This is a genomic window from Pseudonocardia sp. Ae150A_Ps1, assembly GCF_001932315.1.
Taxonomy (GTDB): Bacteria; Actinomycetota; Actinomycetes; order Mycobacteriales; family Pseudonocardiaceae; genus Pseudonocardia.
In genome coordinates, this window is sequence record NZ_MCIJ01000001.1 from 601645 (window position 1) to 623535 (window position 21891).

20 protein-coding genes and 1 pseudogene are annotated in these 21891 nt (G+C 74.1%); 9 read left to right on the forward strand and 12 right to left on the reverse strand.

From position 1 onward, the window contains the following. Window positions 1-59: 59 nt before the first annotated feature. From Ae150APs1_RS02665 to Ae150APs1_RS02690, 5 genes are all read right to left on the reverse strand, one after another. Window positions 60-371 (reverse strand): hypothetical protein, encoded by a 312-nt coding sequence (locus tag Ae150APs1_RS02665; protein ID WP_075295537.1) that lies wholly within the window; start codon window positions 369-371, stop codon window positions 60-62. Further along, window positions 368-2470 (reverse strand): hypothetical protein, encoded by a 2103-nt coding sequence (locus Ae150APs1_RS02670; RefSeq protein WP_083703236.1) that lies wholly within the window; start codon window positions 2468-2470, stop codon window positions 368-370. The genes Ae150APs1_RS02665 and Ae150APs1_RS02670 overlap by 4 nt, the downstream gene beginning before the upstream one ends. Beyond that, window positions 2467-4011 (reverse strand): hypothetical protein, encoded by a 1545-nt coding sequence (locus Ae150APs1_RS02680; RefSeq protein WP_139316785.1) that lies wholly within the window; start codon window positions 4009-4011, stop codon window positions 2467-2469. The genes Ae150APs1_RS02670 and Ae150APs1_RS02680 overlap by 4 nt, the downstream gene beginning before the upstream one ends. 122 nt (window positions 4012-4133) lie before the next feature. Beyond that, window positions 4134-4511 carry a hypothetical protein gene (locus Ae150APs1_RS02685; protein WP_139316786.1) on the reverse strand — a complete coding sequence of 126 codons (378 nt, stop codon included), beginning with the start codon at window positions 4509-4511 and terminating at the stop codon, window positions 4134-4136. Between the two features lie 126 nt (window positions 4512-4637). Beyond that, window positions 4638-5822: a glycosyltransferase family 2 protein gene (locus tag Ae150APs1_RS02690; RefSeq protein ID WP_256385568.1), complete on the reverse strand. Its 1185-nt coding sequence runs from the start codon at window positions 5820-5822 to the stop codon at window positions 4638-4640. A 432-nt stretch (window positions 5823-6254) separates the two neighbouring features. Between Ae150APs1_RS02690 and Ae150APs1_RS02695 the strand changes: the two genes are divergently transcribed. From Ae150APs1_RS02695 to Ae150APs1_RS02715, 5 genes and pseudogenes are all read left to right on the forward strand, one after another. Beyond that, the gene (locus Ae150APs1_RS02695) at window positions 6255-7148 is read left to right on the forward strand and encodes a glycosyltransferase (protein WP_010224347.1); all 894 of its coding nucleotides are present in this window, start codon (window positions 6255-6257) and stop codon (window positions 7146-7148) included. A 158-nt stretch (window positions 7149-7306) separates the two neighbouring features. Then, window positions 7307-8025 (forward strand): annotated as a pseudogene (locus Ae150APs1_RS02700) (energy-coupling factor ABC transporter permease). Continuing rightward, the gene (locus tag Ae150APs1_RS02705) at window positions 8022-8375 is read left to right on the forward strand and encodes a PDGLE domain-containing protein (protein ID WP_075295545.1); all 354 of its coding nucleotides are present in this window, start codon (window positions 8022-8024) and stop codon (window positions 8373-8375) included. The pseudogene Ae150APs1_RS02700 and the gene Ae150APs1_RS02705 overlap by 4 nt, the downstream one beginning before the upstream one ends. Before the next feature lie 28 nt (window positions 8376-8403). Next, entirely contained in the window at window positions 8404-9168 is a 765-nt protein-coding gene (cbiQ, locus tag Ae150APs1_RS02710; RefSeq protein WP_075295547.1) for a cobalt ECF transporter T component CbiQ, read from the forward strand. Beyond that, on the forward strand, window positions 9165-9896 hold the full coding sequence (locus Ae150APs1_RS02715) for an ABC transporter ATP-binding protein (RefSeq protein WP_075295549.1): 732 nt from the start codon (window positions 9165-9167) through the stop codon (window positions 9894-9896). The genes cbiQ and Ae150APs1_RS02715 overlap by 4 nt, the downstream gene beginning before the upstream one ends. Window positions 9897-9974: 78 nt before the next feature. Here the strand turns inward: Ae150APs1_RS02715 and Ae150APs1_RS02720 are convergent, their stop codons facing one another. The 3 genes from Ae150APs1_RS02720 to Ae150APs1_RS02730 all read right to left on the reverse strand — a co-directional run bounded on the left by Ae150APs1_RS02720 (window position 9975) and on the right by Ae150APs1_RS02730 (window position 12676). Continuing rightward, window positions 9975-11213, reverse strand: coding sequence for an SPFH domain-containing protein (locus tag Ae150APs1_RS02720; RefSeq protein WP_075295551.1), 1239 nt, complete (start codon window positions 11211-11213; stop codon window positions 9975-9977). A gap of 77 nt (window positions 11214-11290) precedes the next feature. After that, on the reverse strand, window positions 11291-11740 hold the full coding sequence (locus Ae150APs1_RS02725) for an NfeD family protein (protein WP_075295553.1): 450 nt from the start codon (window positions 11738-11740) through the stop codon (window positions 11291-11293). An 81-nt stretch (window positions 11741-11821) separates the two neighbouring features. Next, window positions 11822-12676, reverse strand: a complete 855-nt coding sequence (locus Ae150APs1_RS02730; protein ID WP_050802182.1) for a DUF3097 domain-containing protein — start codon at window positions 12674-12676, stop codon at window positions 11822-11824. Between the two features lie 146 nt (window positions 12677-12822). On the opposite strand from Ae150APs1_RS02730, the gene Ae150APs1_RS02735 reads away from it, so the two are divergent. Beyond that, on the forward strand, window positions 12823-13620 hold the full coding sequence (locus Ae150APs1_RS02735; protein ID WP_060633731.1) for a hypothetical protein: 798 nt from the start codon (window positions 12823-12825) through the stop codon (window positions 13618-13620). Window positions 13621-13632: 12 nt separating this feature from the next. Here Ae150APs1_RS02735 and Ae150APs1_RS02740 read toward each other — a convergent pair whose 3' ends face one another. Further along, window positions 13633-14517 (reverse strand): LysR family transcriptional regulator, encoded by an 885-nt coding sequence (locus Ae150APs1_RS02740; protein ID WP_075295555.1) that lies wholly within the window; start codon window positions 14515-14517, stop codon window positions 13633-13635. Window positions 14518-15498: 981 nt separating this feature from the next. On the opposite strand from Ae150APs1_RS02740, the gene Ae150APs1_RS33225 reads away from it, so the two are divergent. Further along, complete coding sequence (locus Ae150APs1_RS33225; protein WP_249266185.1) at window positions 15499-15831, forward strand: hypothetical protein; 333 nt, start codon at window positions 15499-15501, stop codon at window positions 15829-15831. Between the two features lie 76 nt (window positions 15832-15907). On the opposite strand, the gene Ae150APs1_RS30920 is transcribed toward Ae150APs1_RS33225, so the two are convergent. Beyond that, on the reverse strand, window positions 15908-16099 hold the full coding sequence (locus Ae150APs1_RS30920) for a hypothetical protein (protein WP_139316787.1): 192 nt from the start codon (window positions 16097-16099) through the stop codon (window positions 15908-15910). A gap of 657 nt (window positions 16100-16756) precedes the next feature. Between Ae150APs1_RS30920 and Ae150APs1_RS02755 the strand changes: the two genes are divergently transcribed. After that, entirely contained in the window at window positions 16757-17764 is a 1008-nt protein-coding gene (locus Ae150APs1_RS02755) for an MsnO8 family LLM class oxidoreductase (protein WP_256385608.1), read from the forward strand. 9 nt (window positions 17765-17773) lie between these two features. On the opposite strand, the gene Ae150APs1_RS02760 is transcribed toward Ae150APs1_RS02755, so the two are convergent. Next, window positions 17774-18730, reverse strand: a complete 957-nt coding sequence (locus Ae150APs1_RS02760; protein WP_075295564.1) for a DUF418 domain-containing protein — start codon at window positions 18728-18730, stop codon at window positions 17774-17776. A gap of 244 nt (window positions 18731-18974) precedes the next feature. Here Ae150APs1_RS02760 and Ae150APs1_RS02765 point away from each other — a divergent pair, with 244 nt between their 5' ends. Continuing rightward, the gene (locus Ae150APs1_RS02765) at window positions 18975-20162 is read left to right on the forward strand and encodes a tyrosine-type recombinase/integrase (RefSeq protein ID WP_075295566.1); all 1188 of its coding nucleotides are present in this window, start codon (window positions 18975-18977) and stop codon (window positions 20160-20162) included. A gap of 7 nt (window positions 20163-20169) precedes the next feature. Here the strand turns inward: Ae150APs1_RS02765 and Ae150APs1_RS02770 are convergent, their stop codons facing one another. Then, entirely contained in the window at window positions 20170-21777 is a 1608-nt protein-coding gene (locus Ae150APs1_RS02770) for an alanine/glycine:cation symporter family protein (RefSeq protein ID WP_075295567.1), read from the reverse strand. Window positions 21778-21891: the final 114 nt, after the last annotated feature.

The window sequence follows — 21891 nt, forward strand, 5'->3', positions numbered from 1 at the left end:
CGGGGACGACGAGGCCCGGTACCCGAGTTCGGGTAACGGGCCTCGTGGTGTGCGGCGGGTCAGTTCGCCGGAGGAGCGGGCGCCCCGCCCGGGGGCACCGGCACGGCCGGGTCCTGCCCCGGGAGGGGCTCGGCCGGGGCGGTGATGTCGGTGTGCCCGGTCATGACGAGCTGGACCAGCTCGACCCCGCCGTTGAGGACGAGCATCACCGCCAGCAGCACGACCGACCCCACGACGGCGACGGTCATGCTCCGCTGGGCCGCACCTCCGGTGCTCAGCCGACCGCGGTTGGTCTCCACCACCCAGGCACGGGCCCCGAACAGGGCCAGCACCAGGGCGAACACGATCCAGGTGAGTGCGAATCCGGTCACGGGGCCGGCACCTCCTCCCCTGCAGCCGGTGCCGGGGCGTCCCCGGCCGGCGGGGCCGGTGCCGGGACACCCGGGGCCGGAGCGACCTCGTTGCGGACGAGGACGGCGTTGAACCCCTTCTCGTAGGTCGCCCGGTACTGGCCGGAGGCGATCAGCTGGTCGCGGATCGCGATCGTCCAACCCGGCTGACGGTCGTTCAGCACGACCCCCTGCTTCTCGATCGACCCGTAGAACAGGATCGTCTGCGGCTGCACCTGGTCGATGCACCGGAACTCGTCCGCCGCGAGGATCGCGCAGCCCTCACCGCCGGAGGCCATGTTGTTGTGCTCACCGACGCCTTCCAGCGCGTACGGGCCGATGGTGGACAGTGGCTGCACGGTCGCCCCGGGTGGAGCCTGGTCGTAGGCCTGCCGGGTCATCTGGACGTCCTCGGTGGTGACGTCGAGGTAGGCCTCGTTGCCACCACGGATGAGGATCAGCAGCCCGAAGACCGCGACCATCGCGACCGCGAGCAGCTTCTCCCGGGCGCGGTCGACCCGGACGAACGCCCGCAGCGCGTCGACCGCGAGGATCGTCAGGATCGGCAGGCCGAACAGCAGGATGCGCAGGAAGAGCTCGCCGCCGTAGCTCTGCACCGCGGCCATGCCCATCGGGATGACGGCCAGCAGGATCGGCACCAGGTCGCGGCGCCGCTTCCAGTAGACCCAGGCCCCGGCGAACCCGATGAGGTAGATGAGGCCGGTCATGCCGGCCCGCATGAACTTCACCGCGATCTGGCCGGTGTCGCCCTGCAGCCGGTCCGTGACGCCGGCCGCGAGCGCACCACCCTCGTCGCTGCTGCCGATGATCATGCTGATCTGGGTCATCCAGAAGTCCCGGGCCGCGATCAGGATGAACACCGTGACCGCGAGGATCGCGATGAACACCAGGCCCCGGCCCCGGAACCGGCCGACCAGCGCCAGCACGACGAGCTGGCCGATGATCGCGAACGGGGTCAGCTGGTGCGTCGGGGCGACCGCGATCACGCAGAGCGCGGCGCAGAAGAAGATCAGCAGCAGCTGCCGGGGCGGCAGCGTCGGACTGTTCGGCGGGGTCATCGCGCTGACCAGCCAGCGCCGCCACCGGGGTAGCGGTGGCGCACCGCGGTGCGACCGTGGCCAGCCGCCGATGCCGGCGTTGTCGACCCGGCGGGTCGCCAGCGGGCCGAGCGCGAAGGTCAGGACGGTCAGCTGCAGCACGATCGCGGTGGCCTGCGGCGAGAAGTAGTCCTGCTCGATCCAGTTGAGGCCGATGAACAGCCACGCGGCCACCCAGGGTGCGCGGGTGCCGCCCAGCATCGAGCGGGCGAGCGCGTACACGCCGATCGCCCAGACCGCGGTGACGGCCGGCGGGTACCAGCGCAGGATCGTGTCCAGCTGGTCCGCACCGCCGGCGTCACGGAACCAGGCCCACTGGGCGAAGAACCCCGGCCAGTAGAACCGGGCGTCGACGCCGGTGGGCGGGACGCCGTTGTTCGCCGAGACCGCGTCCACGAAGCCGGAGATCAGCCAGGCGGTGGTGAACCGGGCCTGCGGCTCCACGACCGACGGCATGCCCGTCGAGCACAGGACGAGCACACCCGTCGCGGCGCCGAGCATCGGGATCCGCGGCCGCGGCGACCACAGCTCGACCACGCAGCAGGCGATCGCCAGGAGCAACGCGACCCAGGCCAGCGGGCTGAGGACCGGGGCGAGACCCCAGCCGCCCATGTCCGACAGGTCGGTCGTCGCGGCGGCCAGCGGCAGCAGCACGACGGCCAGCACAGCCAGCACCGGCGCGGCCCAGGTCCACAACGGGCCGACCGGCCCGGTGGGCCCGGGCGGTGGCGGGGGCTGCCCACCCGGGCCGGGAGGCGGCGGCGGGACCGGCCCGTCGCCACCCGGGCGCGGAACGGGTCCGCGCACGGCCGTCGTGGGCGAGTCCGGCCCGGGCGGCGCGACGAACTGCGTCCGTTCGCTCGGGCTCTCCTCGACCTGCGTGGTCCGACCGGCCCGGCCCTGCTCGCCGCGGGACCGGGCGGACGGGTCGGGGCCGCCCGTCCGGCGGGTCTCCGACGTCACGACTTCACCTCCGTGGAAGGCCGGCGGTTCCACGCCGGGACGAATCTGAGAGCGAGGGCGCACAGCACCTGTGCGCCGACATAGCCCAGCACCATCGGCAGCATGACCATGCTGACGGACGTGGTCGCCGGGTCGGGCAGCGGGACCAGGCCGGCGAAGACGACGACCAGTCCGGTGTTGAGCAACTGGATCTTCGCGTAGCCCATGCCGTCGCCGTCGGCCTGGCGCCGGGCCAGCTCGAACACGACGAGCAGCCGGAACAGCAGGCCGGCCATCAGGACGGCCAGGGCCGGCGCACCGGCCGCGTAGCCCTCGCCCAGCAGCGACAGCACGGGGTAGCCGAGGACGGCTCCCACGCCGAGCGCGGGCAGGAACAACAGGAGCATGCGACGCCGCGCGAGCCGGGCGAACTCGTCGGCCCGGTGCGGCTCCCGCGCGGTCTGCACGGCCAGCGAGTTCGTGAAGAACGTGGCGGCGAGGTCGATGACCGTCACCGCCTGCCAGCAGATGAAGAACACCGCGCCGATCTCGTTGCCCATGCGGATGTTCGCGAACAGCGGCACCTGGTTGTAGAGCAGCGCGTTCCCGCACTGGGCCAGGGCCGTCGGGGCGAGGAACGCGATCGCCTCGGCACGGCTCGGGACGATGCCGGGACCGCCGGCCGCGGCGAACCGCCGCGTCATGTACCAGAGCATCGCGGTGCCGGCGGCCACCCAGAGGGCGACCGGGATCGCCCAGGACAGGACCATCGCCTGCGAGTGCAGCGAGGCACCGAGCGCGAGCAGCAGCACGATCCGGACGACGGCGAACGTCCCGTTCCGCCAGACCGCGACCCAGGGTTTCCCGATCGCGACCATGACGAAGTCGTGGACGACGAACACGCCCCAGCCCGCGCAGGTCAGCACCAGAACCAGCAGGCCGAGCCCGAGACTCCCGCCACCGGCGGTCTCGGCGATGCGCGGCACGATCACGCCGTACACCAGGCCGATGAGGCCGGACAACGGCATGATCAGCAGCAACGCGCCGAAGGTCAGCCGGACCGATCTCCGGCCCGCCCCGGGCAGCCAGCGCATCAGGCCGAGACCCAGGTTGAGCTGGGCCATCCCGCCGATCAGCTGGAACGCCGACACGAACTCCGAGGCCCGGCCGACCTCCTCCTGCGGCATGATCCGCGCCGCGATCAGGACGCCGAGCAGGCCGGCGACCGAGCCGAAGCCGGAGCAGAGGGTGAGGGCGATCCCGTCGCCGATCCCGCCGTTCTTCCCGTGCCCACCGTCGTCGCCGTCGGTGTCGGGGCCGTGGTCGGAGAGTGGCGGCGGGTTCTCGCCCGGGCCGCGCAGGCCCACGAGCGGGATGTACTCGGTGCGCTGCTCGGAGAGCTCGCGCGACCGCACGCGTTCGCGGGCGGGCTCGAGGCGCTGGGTCGGCGCGTCCGGGCCGGTGTCGGGGCCCGGTGCACCCGCCGCGGTGGGCAGCGCCCGCGTCGTCGGGTCCGCGTACGGGTCGTGCGGGCCGGGGCCGCCCGTCGGACGGGAGGGCATCGCACGGGTCCCGGAGTCGGAGGCGTGCCGGCCCGGCACCGCCGGGTTCCGCTCGGGACCGGAGGCCGGGCCGGGACCGGCGGCACCCGCACCGAGGCGGGTGTGCGCCGGCCCGACCGGCCTCACTGTGCGACCACCGCGTGCCGTAGCAGGAACGGGATGCTGAGCAGGGTGACGACGAACAGGGCGACGCTCGGGTACCAGAGCCCGAGGCTCACCATCAGCTGCCCGCCGATCAGCGTCACGGCGGTCCCGACGCCCAGCGTCAGCAGCCACACGTGTGCGGCGGGCGCGCGGCGCAGGAAGCCCGCGGCGGCCCACCCCGGACCGAGCAGCAGGAAGCCGATCGTCAGCAGGAGCCGGAACTCGCCGAGCCCGCCCCCGCTGACGTTCGCGATGTTGAGCACGCAGGCGAGTACCCCCGCCGCCACGAGCAGGATCGCCACGTAGCGACGCGCGGTCCTCGCCCGGGTCAGCTCTGCTGCGGACGGCACGCTCACCGCGGCACTCCCCTTCCTCCGATGACCGGCGCTCGTCCGATCGGACGAGCGCCGGTGGTGTGTCGTAGGACCCGCACGGTCACGGGTCTGCGGTCACCGGGCCTGGTCCGGCCCGGGGACCGGTCCTCAGGACGCCTCTTCACCCCATGCGTACCGCACGCCGGCCGGGTCGGGACGCGCGGTCCCGTCCCGGTCCGCGCCACCCGGCGCCGCGGCGGCGCGGCCGGACAGACCGGTCGCACCGGCCTCCTGACCACGGCGATCACGGGCGACCGGCTGCGACGAGGGCTGCGGACGGTAGGGCGGCAGGGTCGGCGCGTCGGCCTCCGCCGGCCGCGGGGCCGGGCGCGGACGCTCCGGCGCAGCGGCGGGCGGGGCGCTTCCGGAGACGGGCGGTGCCGGGTTCGTACCGTTGGTCCGGCCCGGCTGCGGCGCCACCGGGTGCCCGGCGGGCGGGGTGACGGCGGCCGGCAGCGCGGCGGCGGCACCGGGCTCGCGCCCGGCCCGGCGGCGCTCGGCGGCCAGGGTGCGCAGGACCCGAGTGCCGTCGGCGAAGGTCCGCAGGTTGGTCTCGCCGAACATCCGCTCCCGCTCCTTCGAGGGGACCTCGGTGATCGACAGACCGGCGGCGGCGACCCGGCAGTTCAGGACGGTCTCGATCTCGAACCCGTCGCCCCAGTACATGCCGTCGTCGGGGTGCGGGGGCATGTCGACCGCCGGCAGCTCCAGCTGCGGCAGGATGTCCGCCCAGAACGCGTTGTAGCCGTAGCAGAGATCGGTGTAGCGGGTGCCGAACAGCGTGTTCGCGACCAGGTTCAGACCGGCGTTGCCGCTCTTGCGCAGCAGGGTGATGTCGTCGCTGCCGCCCCCCTTGGCGAAGCGGCTGCCCTTGGCGAAGTCGGCGCCCTCGACGAGTGCCTGGACGAAGCGCGGGATCTCCTGCGGGTCGGCCGAGCCGTCGGCGTCGAACATGACCAGGACGTCACCGTTGGCCGCGGCGAAACCGCAGGCCATGGCGTTTCCCTTGCCCTTGCGGGTCTGGCGGACGATCCGCACACCGGGCAGGACGCGCCGGGCGGTCTCGACGGTGCCGTCCTTGGAGTTCCCGTCGACGACGAGGACCTCGTGCACGGCGGGCCGCACGGCGGCGATGGCCGGGAGGACGATCTCCAGGTTGCGGGCCTCGTTACGGGTCGGCACGATCACCGACACCCGTGGTCTGTCCGGACGGTGGGTTCCGTGGTCAGGGCGCTTGTTCACCGGTCTCTCCCCCGAATCGATCGGTCTGGGCGCGCGCGGTTCGGCGTGCATGTGGTGGTGTCCGGCGGCGTCAGCGGCACCGGATCGTGGCGTTCCCCCACAACGGGGGGCATAGGGCTTATCTGCGCCCCCGCCGCTTGCGTTACGTGACCCGTACCGCAGCGGGTGTCATCCGGACGGCGTAGCGCCGCTGCGCGACGAGCCGTCCGCAGGCGCTCCGACCCGGTGGACACAGCGCCTCATAGTACGGACGGTGCGCCGTTCGGTGGTCCCCGGGACCGCCCGTACGCCGCTGCGTAGCGGGCCGTACGCCGAATTACCGACGAACGGCCAGTCGATCACGACGAACGGACGGGCGGTGGGTCGACCTTCGTCTCCCGCCCGGCGACCGTCGCCGGTTCCCGGCCGCCGCCGTCCGGACGTGGTCCCCCGGCGGGTACCGTGATCGGTCCGTGTCCTGTCCCCGATCCCGCGAGGTACCCGATGAGGCCCGGCGGCTTCCTGCCCAGCGTGTCCGTCTGCATCCCGGTCTACAACGGTGAGAGCTACCTCGCGGAGACCATCCGCAGCGTCCTGGAGCAGACCTGGCGGGACTTCGAGCTCGTCGTGCTGGAGAACAACAGCTCCGACCGCAGCTGGGAGATCGCGACGTCGTTCCGCGACCCGCGGATCCGGGTGGAGCGCAACCGCGAGACCCTGTCGCAGGGCGAGAACTGGAACCGTGCGGTGCAGCTGTGCCGCGCTCCCCTGGTCAAGCTCGTGTGCGCCGACGACCTGCTGCACCCGCGCTGCCTGGAGCTGCAGGTGCCGCCGATGCGCGACGACCCGTCGCTGGCCCTCGTCGCGTCCCGCCGGCACATGATCGACGAGCAGAGCCGCGTCCTCGTGCCCCGGCGCGGGCTGGGCGCCGGACTCGTCGGGCTGCACTCGGGCAGCGAGGTGGCCCGTCGCGTCATCCGCAACGGCGCCAACCCGATCGGCGAGCCGGGCAACGTCCTGTTCCGGCAGGAGCAGTTCGTGACGGCCGGCGGCTGGCGTGCCGACCGGCGGTTCATCATGGACCTCGACCTCTGGATGCGGCTGCTTCAGTACGGCGACTTCCTCGGCGTGCCGGAGACCCTCGCGGCGTTCCGCATCGCCCGCGGCTCGGTGTCCTCGGAGTACGAGCAGCAGATCTCCGACGAGCAGCAGCAGCTGATCGACGAGCTCGGCGAGTCCGGCACCTTCGACGTCCGCCCGCTCGACGTCCGCATCGGCCGGATCGCGCTCCCGCTCGGCCGTGCCCGCCGCAAGGCGCTGTTCCGGGTCTCGCGGATCGCCGCCCGTAAGGACGACAAGCTCATGGCCGAGCAGGAGGAGGCGGCCTCGGCCCGGTAGGGCCCTGCGCACTCTCCGTTCCGGCAGGTCCCGAGGGGACATTCCGGACATGCAGGTCCTTACCTGCTGCCAGCTCTGTGCAGCAGCACCCGTGTCGCGTTCAATCCCCTCACCCGGCCGGGTGGCGGCCGGTCCACCGGACCCGGCGAGGGGGCGCGATGCAGACCCATGCGGTCGCCATGCACATGAGCGACGGGTTGGTGAACGGGCCGACCGCGCTGCTCTTCGGCGTGGTGGCGGTCGGCGCGCTCGCACTGGCCGTCGTCCGGGCCCGCGCCGACCTCACGACCGGACGGCCCCGATGGCCGGGCTGGTGACGGCGTTCGTCTTCGCCGTCCAGATGATCAACTTCCCGATCCTGCCCGGTGCCAGCGGGCACCTGCTCGGTGGCGCCCTGGTCGCGATCCTCGTCGGCCCGTGGGTCGGGATGATCTCGATCTCGATCGTCCTGGTCGTGCAGGCCCTGCTGTTCGCCGATGGTGGTCTCACGGCCCTCGGGCTCAACATCACCAACATGGCGGTGATCGGCGTGACGGTCGGCTGGCTCGTCGCCAGGGCACTGCGCCCGCTCGCCCTCCGGTCCCGGGGCGGTCTCGTCGGCGTCGCCTTCGTGGCGGCCCTGCTCAACACCGTCGTCGCGGCGGTGGGCTTCGTGGCCGAGTACGCGATCGGCGGAGCCGGGGGCGCGACGCTCGGCACCGTGTTCGCGCTGATGGGCGGGCTGCACGTGCTGATCGGGATCGGCGAGGGCGTGATCACCGCGGCGACCGTCGGCGCGGTCGCCGCGGTGCGGCCCGATCTCGTGTACCTGCTCAGGGGGACGTCGGTGCCGCTCGTGCGCCGGTCCCCGTCCGGGACCGGAGGGACGGCCCGATGACCACCCCCGCCACCGGCCGGCGCACCGCGGTGTTCCTCGCCGGGTTCCTCCTGGTGTCGCTGCTCGTCGCCGGGTTGCTGTCCTCCCTGGCCTCCCCGGACCCCGACGGCCTCGACACGGTCGCCCGCGACGGCTGCACGGTCGTCGAGACCCCGCAGGGCGAGGAGCGCCTGGAGGGCAGCTGCATCGCGCAGAACGAGGGCGAGCACGCGACGGCGTCGAGCCCGCTGGCCGGCTACGCGGTCGGCGGTGCCGACGGGACCACCGGGATCGCGGGCGTCGCCGGAGTGGTGGTGACGGTCGTCGTGGCGGGCGGGGTGTTCCTGCTGCTCCGCCGCCGGTCCCGGTGACCGGGCGCCGGCCGGCGGGGACCGTCTGATGGGAGCGGGGCACACCCACCCGCTGCACCTCGGACACGACTCCCCCGTGCACCGGCTCCCGCCCGAGGTCAAGATCGTCTCGGCGTTCCTGGTCGTGGTGTGCGTGGTCGCCACGCCGCGGGAGGCGTTCGCGGTGTTCGGCGGGTTCGCGCTGCTTCTCGTGGCGGTCTGGACCGCGGCGCGGATCCCGCCGGGCTGGATCCTGCGGCGGTCGCTGATCGAGCTGCCGTTCGTCGTGCTGGCGGTGCTGCTGCCGCTCACCGGCCCGCCGCCGTCGGTGGACGTCCTCGGGTTCGCACTGTCCGGGCCCGGCCTGCTCGGGGCGTGGAACATCCTCGTCAAGGGGACCCTCGGCGTCCTGACCTCGCTGACCCTCGCCGCGACGACACCGATGCGCGACCTGCTCGTCGGCCTGCAACGGCTGCGGGCCCCGGCGATCGTGACCACGATCGCCACGCTGATGCTGCGCTACGCCGAGGTGATCGCCGGGGAGGCCCGCCGGATGCGGCTGTCCCGGATCTCCCGCGGGCACGACCCGCGGTTCCTCTGGCAGGCCGCGGCCACGGCACGCGGGATCGGAGCCCTGTTCGTCCGCTCCTACGAGCGTGGTGAGCGGGTGCACCTAGCGATGCTGTCCCGCGGCTGGACCGGGACCATGCCGCCGCTGGGCGGCACCCGGACCACCGCCCGGCAGTGGGTCGCCGGGCTGTCGGCGGCGGCCGTCGCGCTGGTGCTCGCCGGATCGGGCTGGTTGCCGACGTGATCCCGTCGCTGCGCCTGCACGATCTCGCCTACGCCTACCCCGACGGCCACCAGGCCCTCTACGGGGTCGACCTCACCGTCGCCCGTGGGGAACGGGTCGCGCTCCTCGGTCCGAACGGCGCCGGGAAGACGACGCTCGTGCTGCACCTGAACGGGATCCTCGGCGGCGGCGAGGGGTCGGTCGAGGTCGGCGGGCTGGCGGTGGAGCGGCCGAACCTGCAGGAGATCCGGCGCCGGGTGGGGATCGTCTTCCAGGACCCGGACGACCAGCTGTTCATGCCCACCGTCGGCGAGGACGTCGCGTTCGGGCCCGCGAACTTCGGGCTGCGCGGCGACGCGCTCACCGACCGGGTCCGGACGGCGCTGCGCGCGGTCGGGATGGAGGGGCACGCCGACCGGTCCCCGCTGCACCTCTCCGGGGGCCAGCGGCGCCGGGTGGCGCTGGCGACGGTGCTCGCCTGCGACCCGGAGATCCTGGTTCTCGACGAGCCGTCGTCGAACCTGGACCCGGTGGCCCGCCGCGAACTGGCCGAGGTCCTGCTCGGGCTGGACGTGACGATGCTGATGGTCACCCACGACCTACCGTACGCACTGCAGCTGTGCCCGCGCAGCGTCGTCCTCGACGGCGGCGTGGTCACCGCCGACGGCCCGACCCGGGATCTCCTCGCCGACGATGCCCTGCTGGCGAGGCACCGCCTCGAACTGCCCTACGGCTTCGTCCTGGCATGAGCGGGCCCGGGGAGCCGCGGTCCGGCGGTGCCGGACGGCGGTTCCCCGGGCCGCTGAGGGGACGGGTGGAGCGGGGCGTCAGCCCTGGTGCTCACCGTTCGGGTGCGGCTGCACGTCGCCCGGGGTGGTGCTCAGTCCCGGGACCTGGCGGGACGCCTCGATCTGCGACGGGGAGGACCCGCCACCGTCGCCCCCGGACGCCGGGCGGTCGCCGACCGGCGGCACCTCCGCCTGGGCCGCCGCGGTGGCCTCGGCGACCTGCCGGGCGATCTCCGGGTCGGTGGAGGTGTCGAACCAGTCCTCGACGGAGTCGTCGTCGGCGGCGGGACGCGACACCGTGCCGTCGTCCGGGCTGGGGGTGTAGCGGAAGACGCCGTCGTCGCCGGGCGCCCCGAGCATGCGGGTGAAGCCCTCCAGGGCCTTGCCGAAGTCGGACGGCACGACCCACATCTTGCTGGCCTCGCCCTGCGCCATCTCCGGCAGCGTCTGGAGGTACTCGTAGGCGAGCAGCTCCGGGGTCGGCCGGCCTGCCTTGATCGCGGCGAACTTCTTCTCGATCGCCTTCGCCGCACCCTGTGCCTCGAGGTACTGCGCGGCCCGGCGGCCCTGCGCGCGCAGGATCTCGCCCTGCCGCTCGGCCTCGGCCTCCAGGATGGACGCCTGCTTGGCACCCTCGGCGGTGAGGATCTGCGACTGCTTCTGACCCTCGGCGCTGCGGATCGCCGACTCCCGCTGGCCCTCCGCCGTGAGGATCATGGCCCGCTTCTCACGGTCGGCCTTCATCTGCTGTTCCATCGAGTTCTGGATGGACGGCGGCGGGTCGATCGCCTTGATCTCGACCCGGGCGACCCGGATGCCCCAGCGCTCGGTGGCCTCGTCGAGCTCGCCGCGCAGAGCGGTGTTGATCCGGTCCCGCGAGGTCAGGGTCTGCTCCAGCGTCATCCCGCCGACCACGTTCCGCAGGGTCGTGGTGGTGATCTGCTCGACACCGGCGATGTAGTTGGCGATCTCGTAGACCGCGGCCTTGGCGTCGTTGACCTTGAAGTAGACGACCGTGTCGATGTTCACCGTCAGGTTGTCCTGGGTGATGACCGGCTGCGGTGGGAAGGACACGACCTGCTCCCGCAGGTCGACCCGCTCCCGGGTGCGGTCCACGAACGGCACCAGGATGGCGGGGCCGCCCTCCCGGGTGCTGTGGTAGCGGCCGAGCCGCTCGATGATGTACGCCCACTCCTGCGGCACGATGACGATCGACTTGACGACGATCGTCACGACCAGGACGAGCAGGACGATCGCGATGATCACACCGGCATCCATCCGGCCTCCCCTCGATGCGCGCCGGAGGACCGGCGCTCACGTACGCCCCGGAGTCCCCGGGGCTCGATCGCCGGCGCTCAGGACGCCGGCAGTTCCCCCCGGCCGGTCACGAGCACGGCAGCGCCGGTGACCTGCAGGACGGTGACGGTCGTGCCCGCCTCGAGGACCTCGCGCCCGTCCATCGCGCGGGCCGACCAGACCTCCTTGCCGATCCGGACCTGGCCGCCCTCGCCGTCGACGCGCTGGACGACCTCGGCGGCGGAGCCCACGAACCGGTCCTGGTGGCGTTCCAGCGACCCCATCCGTTCCTGCAGCTTCCGTTTCGCGACCGGCCGGACGGCCAGCAGCAACAGCACGGACACGATCGCGAACAGTCCCGCGCTCGGCAGCAGCCCCAGTCCGAGCGCGGCGCCCCCGGCCGCGGCGAGCGCACCCCCGCCGAGCATCACCAGGAACAGCTCGCCGGACACGAACTCCGCCCCGACCAGGACCACCCCGACGAGCAGCCAGATCAGTGCCGGTGTCATGCGTCCAGGGTGCCAGAATCGGACATTCGGCGGCGCGGATCCACCGTCGGTTGGCCTGATCGTTATTGGGGCGCAGCCGGTTCAGGCCCTCGCGTCCGGTTCCTCGATCGCCGTCACGAAGTCGATCAGCCGCTCGACGGCCCCGATCATCGGCGACTCCAGGTCGCGGTAGCTCGAGACCGCGCCCAGCACCCGGCGCGCGCCGTCCGCGGGCTCGCCCCAGCCGAGCCGGGCACACACCCCGGTCTTCCAGTCCGTCCCCCGCGGGATCACCGGCCACTCCCGGATCCCGACCACGGACGGTTTCACCGCCTGCCACACGTCGACGTACGGGTGACCGGTGACGAGCACGTGGTGCTGCGCCTCCCGGGTGGCGCGGTACGCCTCGCGCGCCTGCCGGGTCTCCTTGGTGCCCTCGACGAGGTGGTCGACCAGGATCCCGAGACGGCGGTGCGGCCCGGGTGCGAAGTCGCGGACGGCGGCGGCCAGGTCGTCGACGCCGTGCAGGGGTTCGACGACGACACCCTCCACCCGCAGGTCGTGCCCCCACACCTGCTCGAGCAGGTGGGCGTCGTGCAGGCCCTCGACCCAGATCCGGGCGGCGCGGGCCGTGCGGGCCCGGTGGCCCGCGACGTGCACCGACCCCGACGCCGACAGCGTCCGCCCGGCCGGCGCGGCCTTCGGGCGCACCAGCGTGGCCGGAGCGCCCTCGAACAGGAACGCAGCTGGCCGCAGCGGGAAGATCCGCCGCCCGCCGAAGCGGTCCTCCAGCGTCACCTCGGACCCCGTGATCCCGACGACCGCTCCGCAGAACCCGCTCGCCGGGTCCTCCACGACGAGGCCGGGCTCGGCCGGGACCTCCGCGACGCGGGACGGGCGCGCGGCACGGGTGCCTGCGGCGTCGAACGCGCCGCGGTAGTCGTGGGTCCGGCTCATGGTCGTCGAGTATCGCCGCGGGACCCGCCCGTCACCGGTGTACGACACGCCCACCCGGTCGTGGTCACACCCCGCTGACTCGTGGGCACTCAGCGTCACCCTCCTGCCGGGTGTGCACGGCGCCCACGATCGTTAGCCTGACGGCCGTGTCCAGTGCCTCCGCGACCCTTGCCGTCTGGGCCTCGGCCTGGCTGGCCGGGACCGCCGCCCCCGACGACGTCCTCGACGCGCTCGCGCCGTGGTCGGAGGCGCACGACGTCCTGGCCGCCGACGACGGGACGGCTGCCCTGACCGACCTTCCCGGCCCCGGTACGACCCCGACGTCGACCACGCTGCTGCTGGCCGCCGTCCGCCGGGCGGCGCCGCGCGGGTCGGCCCGCGTCGTGCTGCCCGCCCCCGGTGACGTGCGCGGGCTGCCCGGCCCCGGCCCGTTCTCCCGCGAGGCGACGACGGCCGGCGAGGGCGTCCTGTTCCCGGACGCCGGGCTCGGCGTCGTCCCGTCCCCGATCGCCGACGGCGTCGTCCGCTGGACCGTCCACGCGGTGCCCGACAGCGGGCCGGTGCCGGAGTACGTGGCGCTGAACGAGGCCGAGCGGGACCTGCGCGGACAGGTCCGCAACGCCGCGGCGGCGCTGTCCGACATGGGCGTCGCCCGGCACCGGCCGGGTGTGCGCGAGGAGATCGCCGCGGCGCTGCGCGGCCGGCCGCGTGCACTGTGGCCGGACGGCATGCCGCCGCAGGCGCTGCGGGTGCTCCAGCAGGCCGACGAGGTCGACGCGATCCTCTCCGCCGCGAACGGCGACGCCCCGGGCGGCGCGCTGTCGGCGTCGGCCGCGGTGGCCCGCTCCGACGCGCTGCGGCCGATCGCGTCCGCGGTCCGGGTGGCACGGCGCGCCGCCGTCGCCGAGGCCGTCCGGGTGCTGGTGTCGGTCCCCCGCACCTGAGCGGCCGCGGGGTCAGCCGAGCAGTCGGTCGAGCAACGCGCGCGCGGCGGGTCCCCCGGGCCCGCCCGAGCGCCACACCAGGTGCAGCCGGGTCCGCACCTCCGGTTCGAGCGCCAGCGCCGCCGGCGGCCGCTCCAGCACCTGCACCGCGGCGGCCCGCAGCGCCGGTGCCGGGACGACGGCCGTCCCCGCCCCGCGGGCGGCGAGGCGCAGCAGCAGGTTCATCGCACCGGACTCGAACGTCACGCGGGCGGTCAGGCCGTGCGCCGCGAGCGCGCCGTCCAGCGCGGTGCGCAGTCCGTGGCCGCGGGGCAGGCAGATCAACGGGCGCCGCACCAGCTCGGCGAGCGGGAGCACCGCGTCGCCGGCGACGGCGTCGTCCGCGGCGACGGCGGCGACCAGCTCGGACTCGACCAGCACCCGGCCGTCGAGCCCGTCGGGCGGTGCGGTGGGGAACCCGAGGACCGCCAGATCGACGCGACCGGCACGCAGATCCGTGACGAGCTCGTCGGTGGTGCCCTCGCGCAGTGTCACCTCGACCCCGGGGTGCTCGGCGGCGAAGTCGCCCACCGGGTCGGCGAGCACGGTGTCGGGCAGCGAGCTGGCCATCCCCACCGCGACCCGGCCCTGCACGAGCCCGCGGAGGGCGGCGACGGCGTCCCGGGCTCCCTCGACGGCGGCCAGCGCGGCCCGGGCGTGCGGCAGCACCGCCCGTCCTGCCTCGGTCGGCACGACGGCACGGGGACCGCGTTCGAGGAGGGTCTCCCCCAGCTCCCGTTCCAGCTGCCGCAGCTGCGCGCTCACGCCGGGCTGCGCGACGTGCAGCCTCTCCGCGGCCGCAGTGACGGTGCCCTCGTCGACCACGGTGACCAGGTAGCGCAGATGCCGCAGTTCCATAAACGAGAATGCTAGCGGCTAGATGAACCAGCTCTTCGACTTATGTCGCTCGGCGTCGCAGGCTCGTTGCCATGACCACGACGACACAGTCCCTGCACACCGCTCTCTCCGCCCGCGTCACCGGCCGGGTCGTCACCGGCGCCGCGCCGGGCACCTGCTTCCAGACCGGGACGGCGCACCGGTCCGAGGTCACCGTCGCCGCCGGCGGTCCCGCGGACGTCGCCGCCGTGCTCGACGTCGCCGACCGGCACGGCGCGCCGGTGACGGTGCACGCGTCGGGCCACGGGCTCCGGGTCCCCGCCGCGGGCGGGGTCCTGCTCGACACCTCGGCGATGAGCGGGGTCGGTGTCGACCCGGCGACGGCGTCGGCACGGGTCGGGGCCGGCGCGACCTGGGCGGACGTGGCGGCCGCGACGGCACCGCACGGCCTGCGGGCGCCGAGCGGCAGCGCCCCGTCGGTCGGGGTGGCCGGGTACCTGTCCGGCGGCGGTCTCGGCCTCGCCGTCCGGTCCGACGGCTGGGCGGCCGACCACGTGCGGTCGATCGAGGTGGTGGACCGCGACGGCGTCCGCGAGGTCACGGGCGGGGAGGTCTTCACGCGGCTGCGCGGGACCGGTCTGCGGCCCGGGGAGGTCGTGACCGCGGTGACGATCGGCCTGCTCCCCGCGGACCCCCTCACCGGTGGCGGGCTGGTGACGGTCCTCGGCCCCGCCGACGAGCCCGGCGACCCGGCTCCGCTGCACGCCTGGGCCTCGTGGACGGCCGGGCTGCCCGACGCGGTGACGTCCGGCGTCTCGGTCGTGCCCTACCCGGACCTGCCGTTCCTGCCGCCGCACCTCCGCGGGCGCCGGGTGCTGCGGGTCCGGCGTCACGGTCACCGGGACGACCGCCGAGGCCGACCGGTGGCTCGCGCCGCTGCGCGCGGCCGTCGGCTGGGACGACGACACGGTCGGTCCGCTCGATCCCGTCGACTCCGCGCGGGTGTATGCCGAGCCGGAGTTCCCGCACGTCTACCTGGGCGACTGCGTCCTCGTCGACGGGCTCGACCCGGCCGGCCTCGACCGGGTCGCGACCCGCACCGGCCCGATGGCGGTGACCGGGATCCGGCACCTCGGCGGGGCGGCGGGCCGGGCCCCGCGGGTCCCGGACTCGGTGCGGGGCCGCGACGCGGCGTACCTGGTGAACGCCCTGGCCCCCTTCGGCGACGGGGCGGTGGACCCCGCCACGGCCCGCACGGAGGTGATCCGCCTCCTCCACCCCTTCACCGCCCGGTCCACCGGCACCCACCCCGCATTCCGCTTCGGCCCCGCCTGACCGGACCCCGGTGATCACGGATCGGGAAGGGAACCGGCCGGATACGGCCACCCTGCTTCCCGATCCGTGATCACCGTCAGTGGAGTGCGGCTTTCAGGACGATGATTCCGATTCCCAGCAGGACCGAGCCGGCGACGGCCGCGATCCGGACCGGCAGTGGCCGGTGCGAGCCCCGGCCCTCGAGGACGCTGCACACCGTCAGCGTGAGGACGCCCGCCCACAACGCGATGTCGATGCCGGTCTGCACGGTGGAACCCGCCAGGTCCACGAGCAGCAGGATGCCCCCGCCAGGACACCGGGCGCCGCCGCCGCCGAACTCGCACCGAGCTCGTCCCGCACCTCGGTCCACGGGACCGCACGCACCGACGCGAGCGAGGCCGAGAGCAGACCCGCGTACGCCTCCCCGAAGAAGACCACCAGACCCGTGCCTGCCACCGTGCCGACCGCCGCCACCAGTGTCGTCTCCCGGTCACCGAGGTAGACGAGCACCGCCATCGCGAAGATCGACCCGGTCAGCAGGGACCGGACCCTGGCCCGGGCGAGCGGTCCGAGTTCACCGGCGGGGGCCACGTCGCCGTGGCCGCTCGGGATCGCGTCCATACCGGCCCCTCCGCTGCCGAACCCGGTCCGGTCGCAGGTCATCGTGGTCGGCCCACCGGGTCGGCGGATCACCTGCGGCGGGTGAGACCGTGCGCCGGTCCGGGCCGCTCCCCCGGCGGGGCCGTACCCGGCCGCCCCTGCGACCATGCTGGTCGGGGGCCGTGAGGCCGCGCCCCGTGAGTGGCGTCCGGCGGCACCCACGTGGCTCCGTCCGCCGGATTGACCCCGCCGGGGTGCGGGCCCAGGATTCGCCTGCCGTCCGTGCCACCGCACCCCGCGCCCGGCCGCCCGAGGAGCACCGCTGTCCACGATCCCGCTGTCCTGCCTGGACCTGTCCCCGGTGCGGCCCGGTGGGTCCGCCGCCGACGTCGTCGACGGCGCGATCACCATGGCCCAGCACGCCGAGTCGCTCGGGTTGCTGCGCTACTGGGTCGGTGAGCACCACCTCACCCCCGGACTCGGTTCGACCAGCCCGATGGTCCTGCTCTCGCACCTCGCCGCCCGCACCGGGCGGATCCGCCTCGGCGTCGCCGCGACACCGGTCGCCCACCACCCGCCCCTGCGGCTCGCCGAGGACTCGCTGCTCCTCTCCGCGCTCTCCGGCGGCCGGACCGACCTGGGGCTCGGCCGGTCCGACGCCGACCGCATCCCGCGCACCGTGGGTGGCGACCAGGACCGCTCCCGGGTCGAGGCCCGGCTCCTGGAACGCGGGCTGGGCACCTTCTCCGGGCGCTGCGACCAGCTGCTGCGGCTGCTCGACGGGAAGGAGCCGGGGCTGCACGGCGATCCGGTGCGGCTGCTCGACGCCGTCCCGCCGCAGGTCTGGGTACACGCGACGGCGGCCGGGGAGAGCTCCGGCTACGCGGCGCGGTCCGGACTGCCGCTGGGCATCGCCTACTTCGCCCGCCCGACGACGGCGCTCGAGGCCGTCGACGACTACCGCGCGCGGTTCACCCCCGGCCCGTACCGGGACCGGCCGCACGTGGCCGTCGCGGTGTCGGCGCTCGCCGCGCGCACCGGGGCGGAGGCCGCTGATCTCACCGCCGGGTACGACGTCTGGCTGCGTGGTCTCGACCGGGACCGTGGGCCGTCCTACCACCCGACGGCGGACGAGCGGGCCCTCATGCCGCCGCTGGACACCGACGACGCCGTCGCCCTGGAGGACCGGCTGCGGACCCGGGTCACCGGCACCCCGCGCGCCGTGGCCGAGCGGCTGGCCGCGATCGTCGACGCCGTCGAGGCCGACGAGCTGGTGGTCGAGACGGTGGCGCCGACGCTGGAGGACCGGCTGCGGTCCACCGAACTGATCGCCAGGGCCTGGCGGGCGGTCTGAGACCCGGACTCACGACGACGACGGCGCCGCCGTGGTCCGCCGCCACGAGCCCCAGGTCACCACCCGCCACAACCACTCGACCGGCCCCTGGTCCGCCCGGCGCAGCCAGAACCGGCAGGCCACGGACTGCGCGGTGACGACGGCGACCGCGAGCCCGAGTGCCGCGGGCAGGTTCCCCGATCCCGGCAGCGCGAGCAGGGCTCCGACCGGCACCACGACCAGCGACGCCGTCAGGTAGCAGGTCAGCGCCATCCGGCCGAGCGGGGCGAACACCACGGACACCGCCCGGCGCAGCGGACCGGACAGGACCAGCGCGACCGCCAGGACGTACACGACCGCCAGCGCGAACCCGGCCCGGCCGCCGGCGACGGTGAAACGAGGGTCGCCCGGTTCGAGGATCTGCAGGTACAGCGCCACCGCGGCGACCGGCACGGCGATCGCCATGGCCCACCACACCGGGGGCCCGGCCCGCTCCAGCACGGCCGGCACCCCGTAGGCCGCACCGGCCGCACCGATCAGGAACAGGCCCGGGGTCTCCAGCACCGAGCTCCCCGCCACGGCGACGACGACGGCCGTGGCCACGACCCCCAGGGCGAGCTGGACCGCCCGGGGCACCAGGAGGACCACCAGCCCGACGACCGCGTAGACCGCGAGGATCTCACCGGGATACACGAGCTGGTGCAGCAGACCGATCCCGAGCAGGGCGAGCAGCCTGCGCAGCAGGGGTGGCCACGGCGAGCGGCCGCGGTCGAGGGCGGAGCGGGCGACGAGGAACATCCCGGCGCCGAACAGCACCTCGAATATCGGGACGAGGCGCCCCTGCACGACGAGGTCGAGCCCGGTGCGCAGCGGCGCCGACCCGGCCCCGAGCGGATCGAGCAGGAGCATGTCCGGCACGTTGACCAGGACGATCCCGGCGATCGCCATCCCGCGCAGGACGTCGAGGACGCGCAGCCGCTCGCTCACGGGACGCCCACCCCCGGTACGGGCAGGACGGCGGTGCGGCTCACGATGGACTCTCCCGTTCGGACGGTGACCGGACCCGCGCAGCATGATCGGCGCGTCCGGGCGCGCGGATCGGCCGTCCGGTGGAAACGGGCCGTGGGGGCTCGGCCGAAAGTCCGATCACCCCGCTCGTCGCCGTCCTCACGGACCCGGCCCTGGCGTGGGAACACCGGCCGGCGCGCGACCGGTGGGAGCATCACCTCCGATGGCCGATCCCACCCCGTCCGCCGCGCTGCCCGCGCGTCCGGCCCCGGAGGTCCCCGGCCCGCACGACGACGGCACCGGCGCCGACTGGCCGGGCGTCGACGACCCCGCGGAGCTCCGGACACTCGTCGCCCGCTGGCTCGCCGGGTACGGGACGGCCCAGACCCGCCGCACCTACGCCTACGCGCTCGGCCTGCCCCCGGAGTGGGCCGACGCCGTCACCGGTGTGCCGCGGCCGGAGCGGCCGGGGCACGGCCGCACTCCCCCGCCGGCCCGCCGCGGGCGGCTGCACCGTCTCGCCTTCTTCCGGTGGTGCGCGGGGCACCGGCTCGACCCGCGTGCGGTGACGGCCGCACACGTCACGACCTGGCTGCACGCTCTGGACGCGGCGGGCGCCGGCAAGCGCACCCGCGCGCGGATGCTGTCGACGGTGTCGGCGTTCTACGCGTTCCTCGCCCAGGAGGGCGTGCTCGGCGGCAACCCGGCCGCGCTGCACCGCGGCCGGCTCGGACTGGCGGGCACGTCCCGCGACCCGTCGCCGACGATCCGGCTCACCGCCGGCCAGGTGCGGGAGCTCTGGACGGCCGCCGCGGACCTTCCGAACCGCACCCGGCACCGCGAGCTGTACGCGGCCCGCGCCGTCGCCTTCGTCGCGCTGCTCTGCCTGGGGCTGCGGATCTCCGAGATCACCGGCCTCGACCGCGACGATCTCGTCGTCTCCGGCGGTGAACGGGTGCTGCGGGTGCGGGGCAAGGGCGGCACCGTGCGGGAGGTCTTCCCCGGCGACGCCACGATCGACGCCCTCACCGGCTACCTGCTGCTGCGCGACCGGGAGTACGGCGACCCGCTCCCGACCCGCGGCTCCGCGGACCGCCGGTCACCGCTGCTCGCCACCCGCGACGGCGGGCGCTGCTCGCGCCACGACCTGCACCATCTGCTGCGCCGTATCGCCCGGGCGGCCGGGCCCGCGCTCGCCGACGTCGCCGAGCGGATACATCCGCACACGTTGCGGCACGCCTACGTCACCCTCGCCCTGGAGGCGGGCGCCCCGATCCAGCACGTGCAGGCCGACGTCGGGCACGCCAGCATCGCCACCACCCGGCACTACGACCGGTCGCTGCGCTCCCGGTCCGGGAGCGCAGCGGACCTGGTCACCGGGCTCGTCACCGATCCGCGACCGGACCGGTGACGGGTCCTCACAGCATGGAACGTTCGGAGGGCTCCACCTCGGTGATCTCGCCCTGCCGCAGCCGCTCCCGGAAGGCGCGCACCTCACGCTTCACGATCGGGGCCAGCAGGTAGAGGCCGATGATGTTGAAGACCGCCAGCAGGAACAGGACGGCGTCGGCGAAGTCCAGCACGCTGCCCAGCGTCAGCACCGAACCGACGATCACGAACAGGCAGAAGACGGTCTGGTAGATCCGCTCGCTGACCGGGCTCTTCCCGAACAGGTAGGTCCAGGCCTTCTGGCCGTAGTACCCCCACGTGATGATCGTCGAGAGCGCGAACAGCAGCACTGCCAGCGCCAGCACGTACGGGAACCACGGGAGCACGGTCGCGAACGCGTCCGAGGTCACGAGCACGCCGTCCGGCACGTCGTCGCCGCCGCTCGCGAACGCCGTCGCCCGGGCCTCCGCCCAGAACGGTGTACCCGCGATCACGATGGTCAGCGCCGTCATCGTGCAGATGAGCACGGTGTCGACGAGCGGCTCGATCATCGCCACATAGCCCTCGGTCGCCGGGTTCCGGGTCCGCACGGCGGAGTGTGCGATCGGGGACGATCCGAGCCCGGCCTCGTTGGAGAACGCCGCCCGCTGGAAACCGACGATCAACGCGCCGATCGCGCCGCCCACCACGCCCTCGGCGCTGAACGCACCGGCGAGGATGAGTCCGATCGCGGAGGGCACCTGGGCGATGTTCACGGCGATGACCACGAGGCAGGCCGCCACGTAGATGATCGCCATCGCGGGGACGAGGCGGCCGGTCACGGCGCCGATCGACCGGATCCCGCCGAACACGACCGCGCCGACCACGAGCGCGAGCAGCACGCCGAAACCGAGCGCGGCACCGCTGCTGCCGAGCAGCCCCGACTCGCCACCGGTCACCTCGCGCAGCTGGGCGAAGGTCTGGTTGGCCTGGAACATGTTCCCGCCGGCCACGCCGAAGAAGAGGATCATGACCGCCGCACCCGCGGCCAGCACCTTGCCCAGCCCCCGGCCGAAGCCGTTCGGGATCCGTTCGGCGACACCGAGCCGCAGGTAGTGCATCGGTCCGCCGGAGACGGTGCCGTCGGCGTGCACCTCACGGTACTTCACGCCGAGGGTGCACTCGACGAACTTCGTCGCCATGCTCAGCAGCCCGGCGACGATCATCCAGAACGTCGCACCCGGGCCGCCGATGGTCACCGCGACACCGACGCCGGCGATGTTGCCCAACCCCACCGTCCCGGACAGCGCTGACGCGAGCGCCTGGAAATGGGTGATCTCACCCGGCTCGTCCTTGCGGGTGTAGCGGCCGCGCACGATCCGCACCGCGAGTGCAAGGCTCCGGAACTGCACGAATCCGAAGTACACGGTGAAGATCATCCCGGCGAGGATCAGCCAGGCCACGATCCACGGGAAGCTGATCCCGAAGACGGTCACCTCGTAGAACACGATGCTCGACAGCCCCGAGGAGATCGGGTCGAACACGGTGTTCACGGCGTTCTCGATGCTCTCGAGGACCCCGGCCGGTGGCGGGGCGGCGGCGAGGACGTCGGCGGGTGGAGAGCTCGTGGCCGCACCCGGGGGAAGCACTGTCGTCATGATCCGGCACCTCACCCGAAAGACGGACAAAAGGCAATGGAAGGCGCAAACGGTTACGCGGTCGTCACCCGGCGACTTGACCTCGACCCGGCTTCAGCTCGCAGGCTGGCCGGG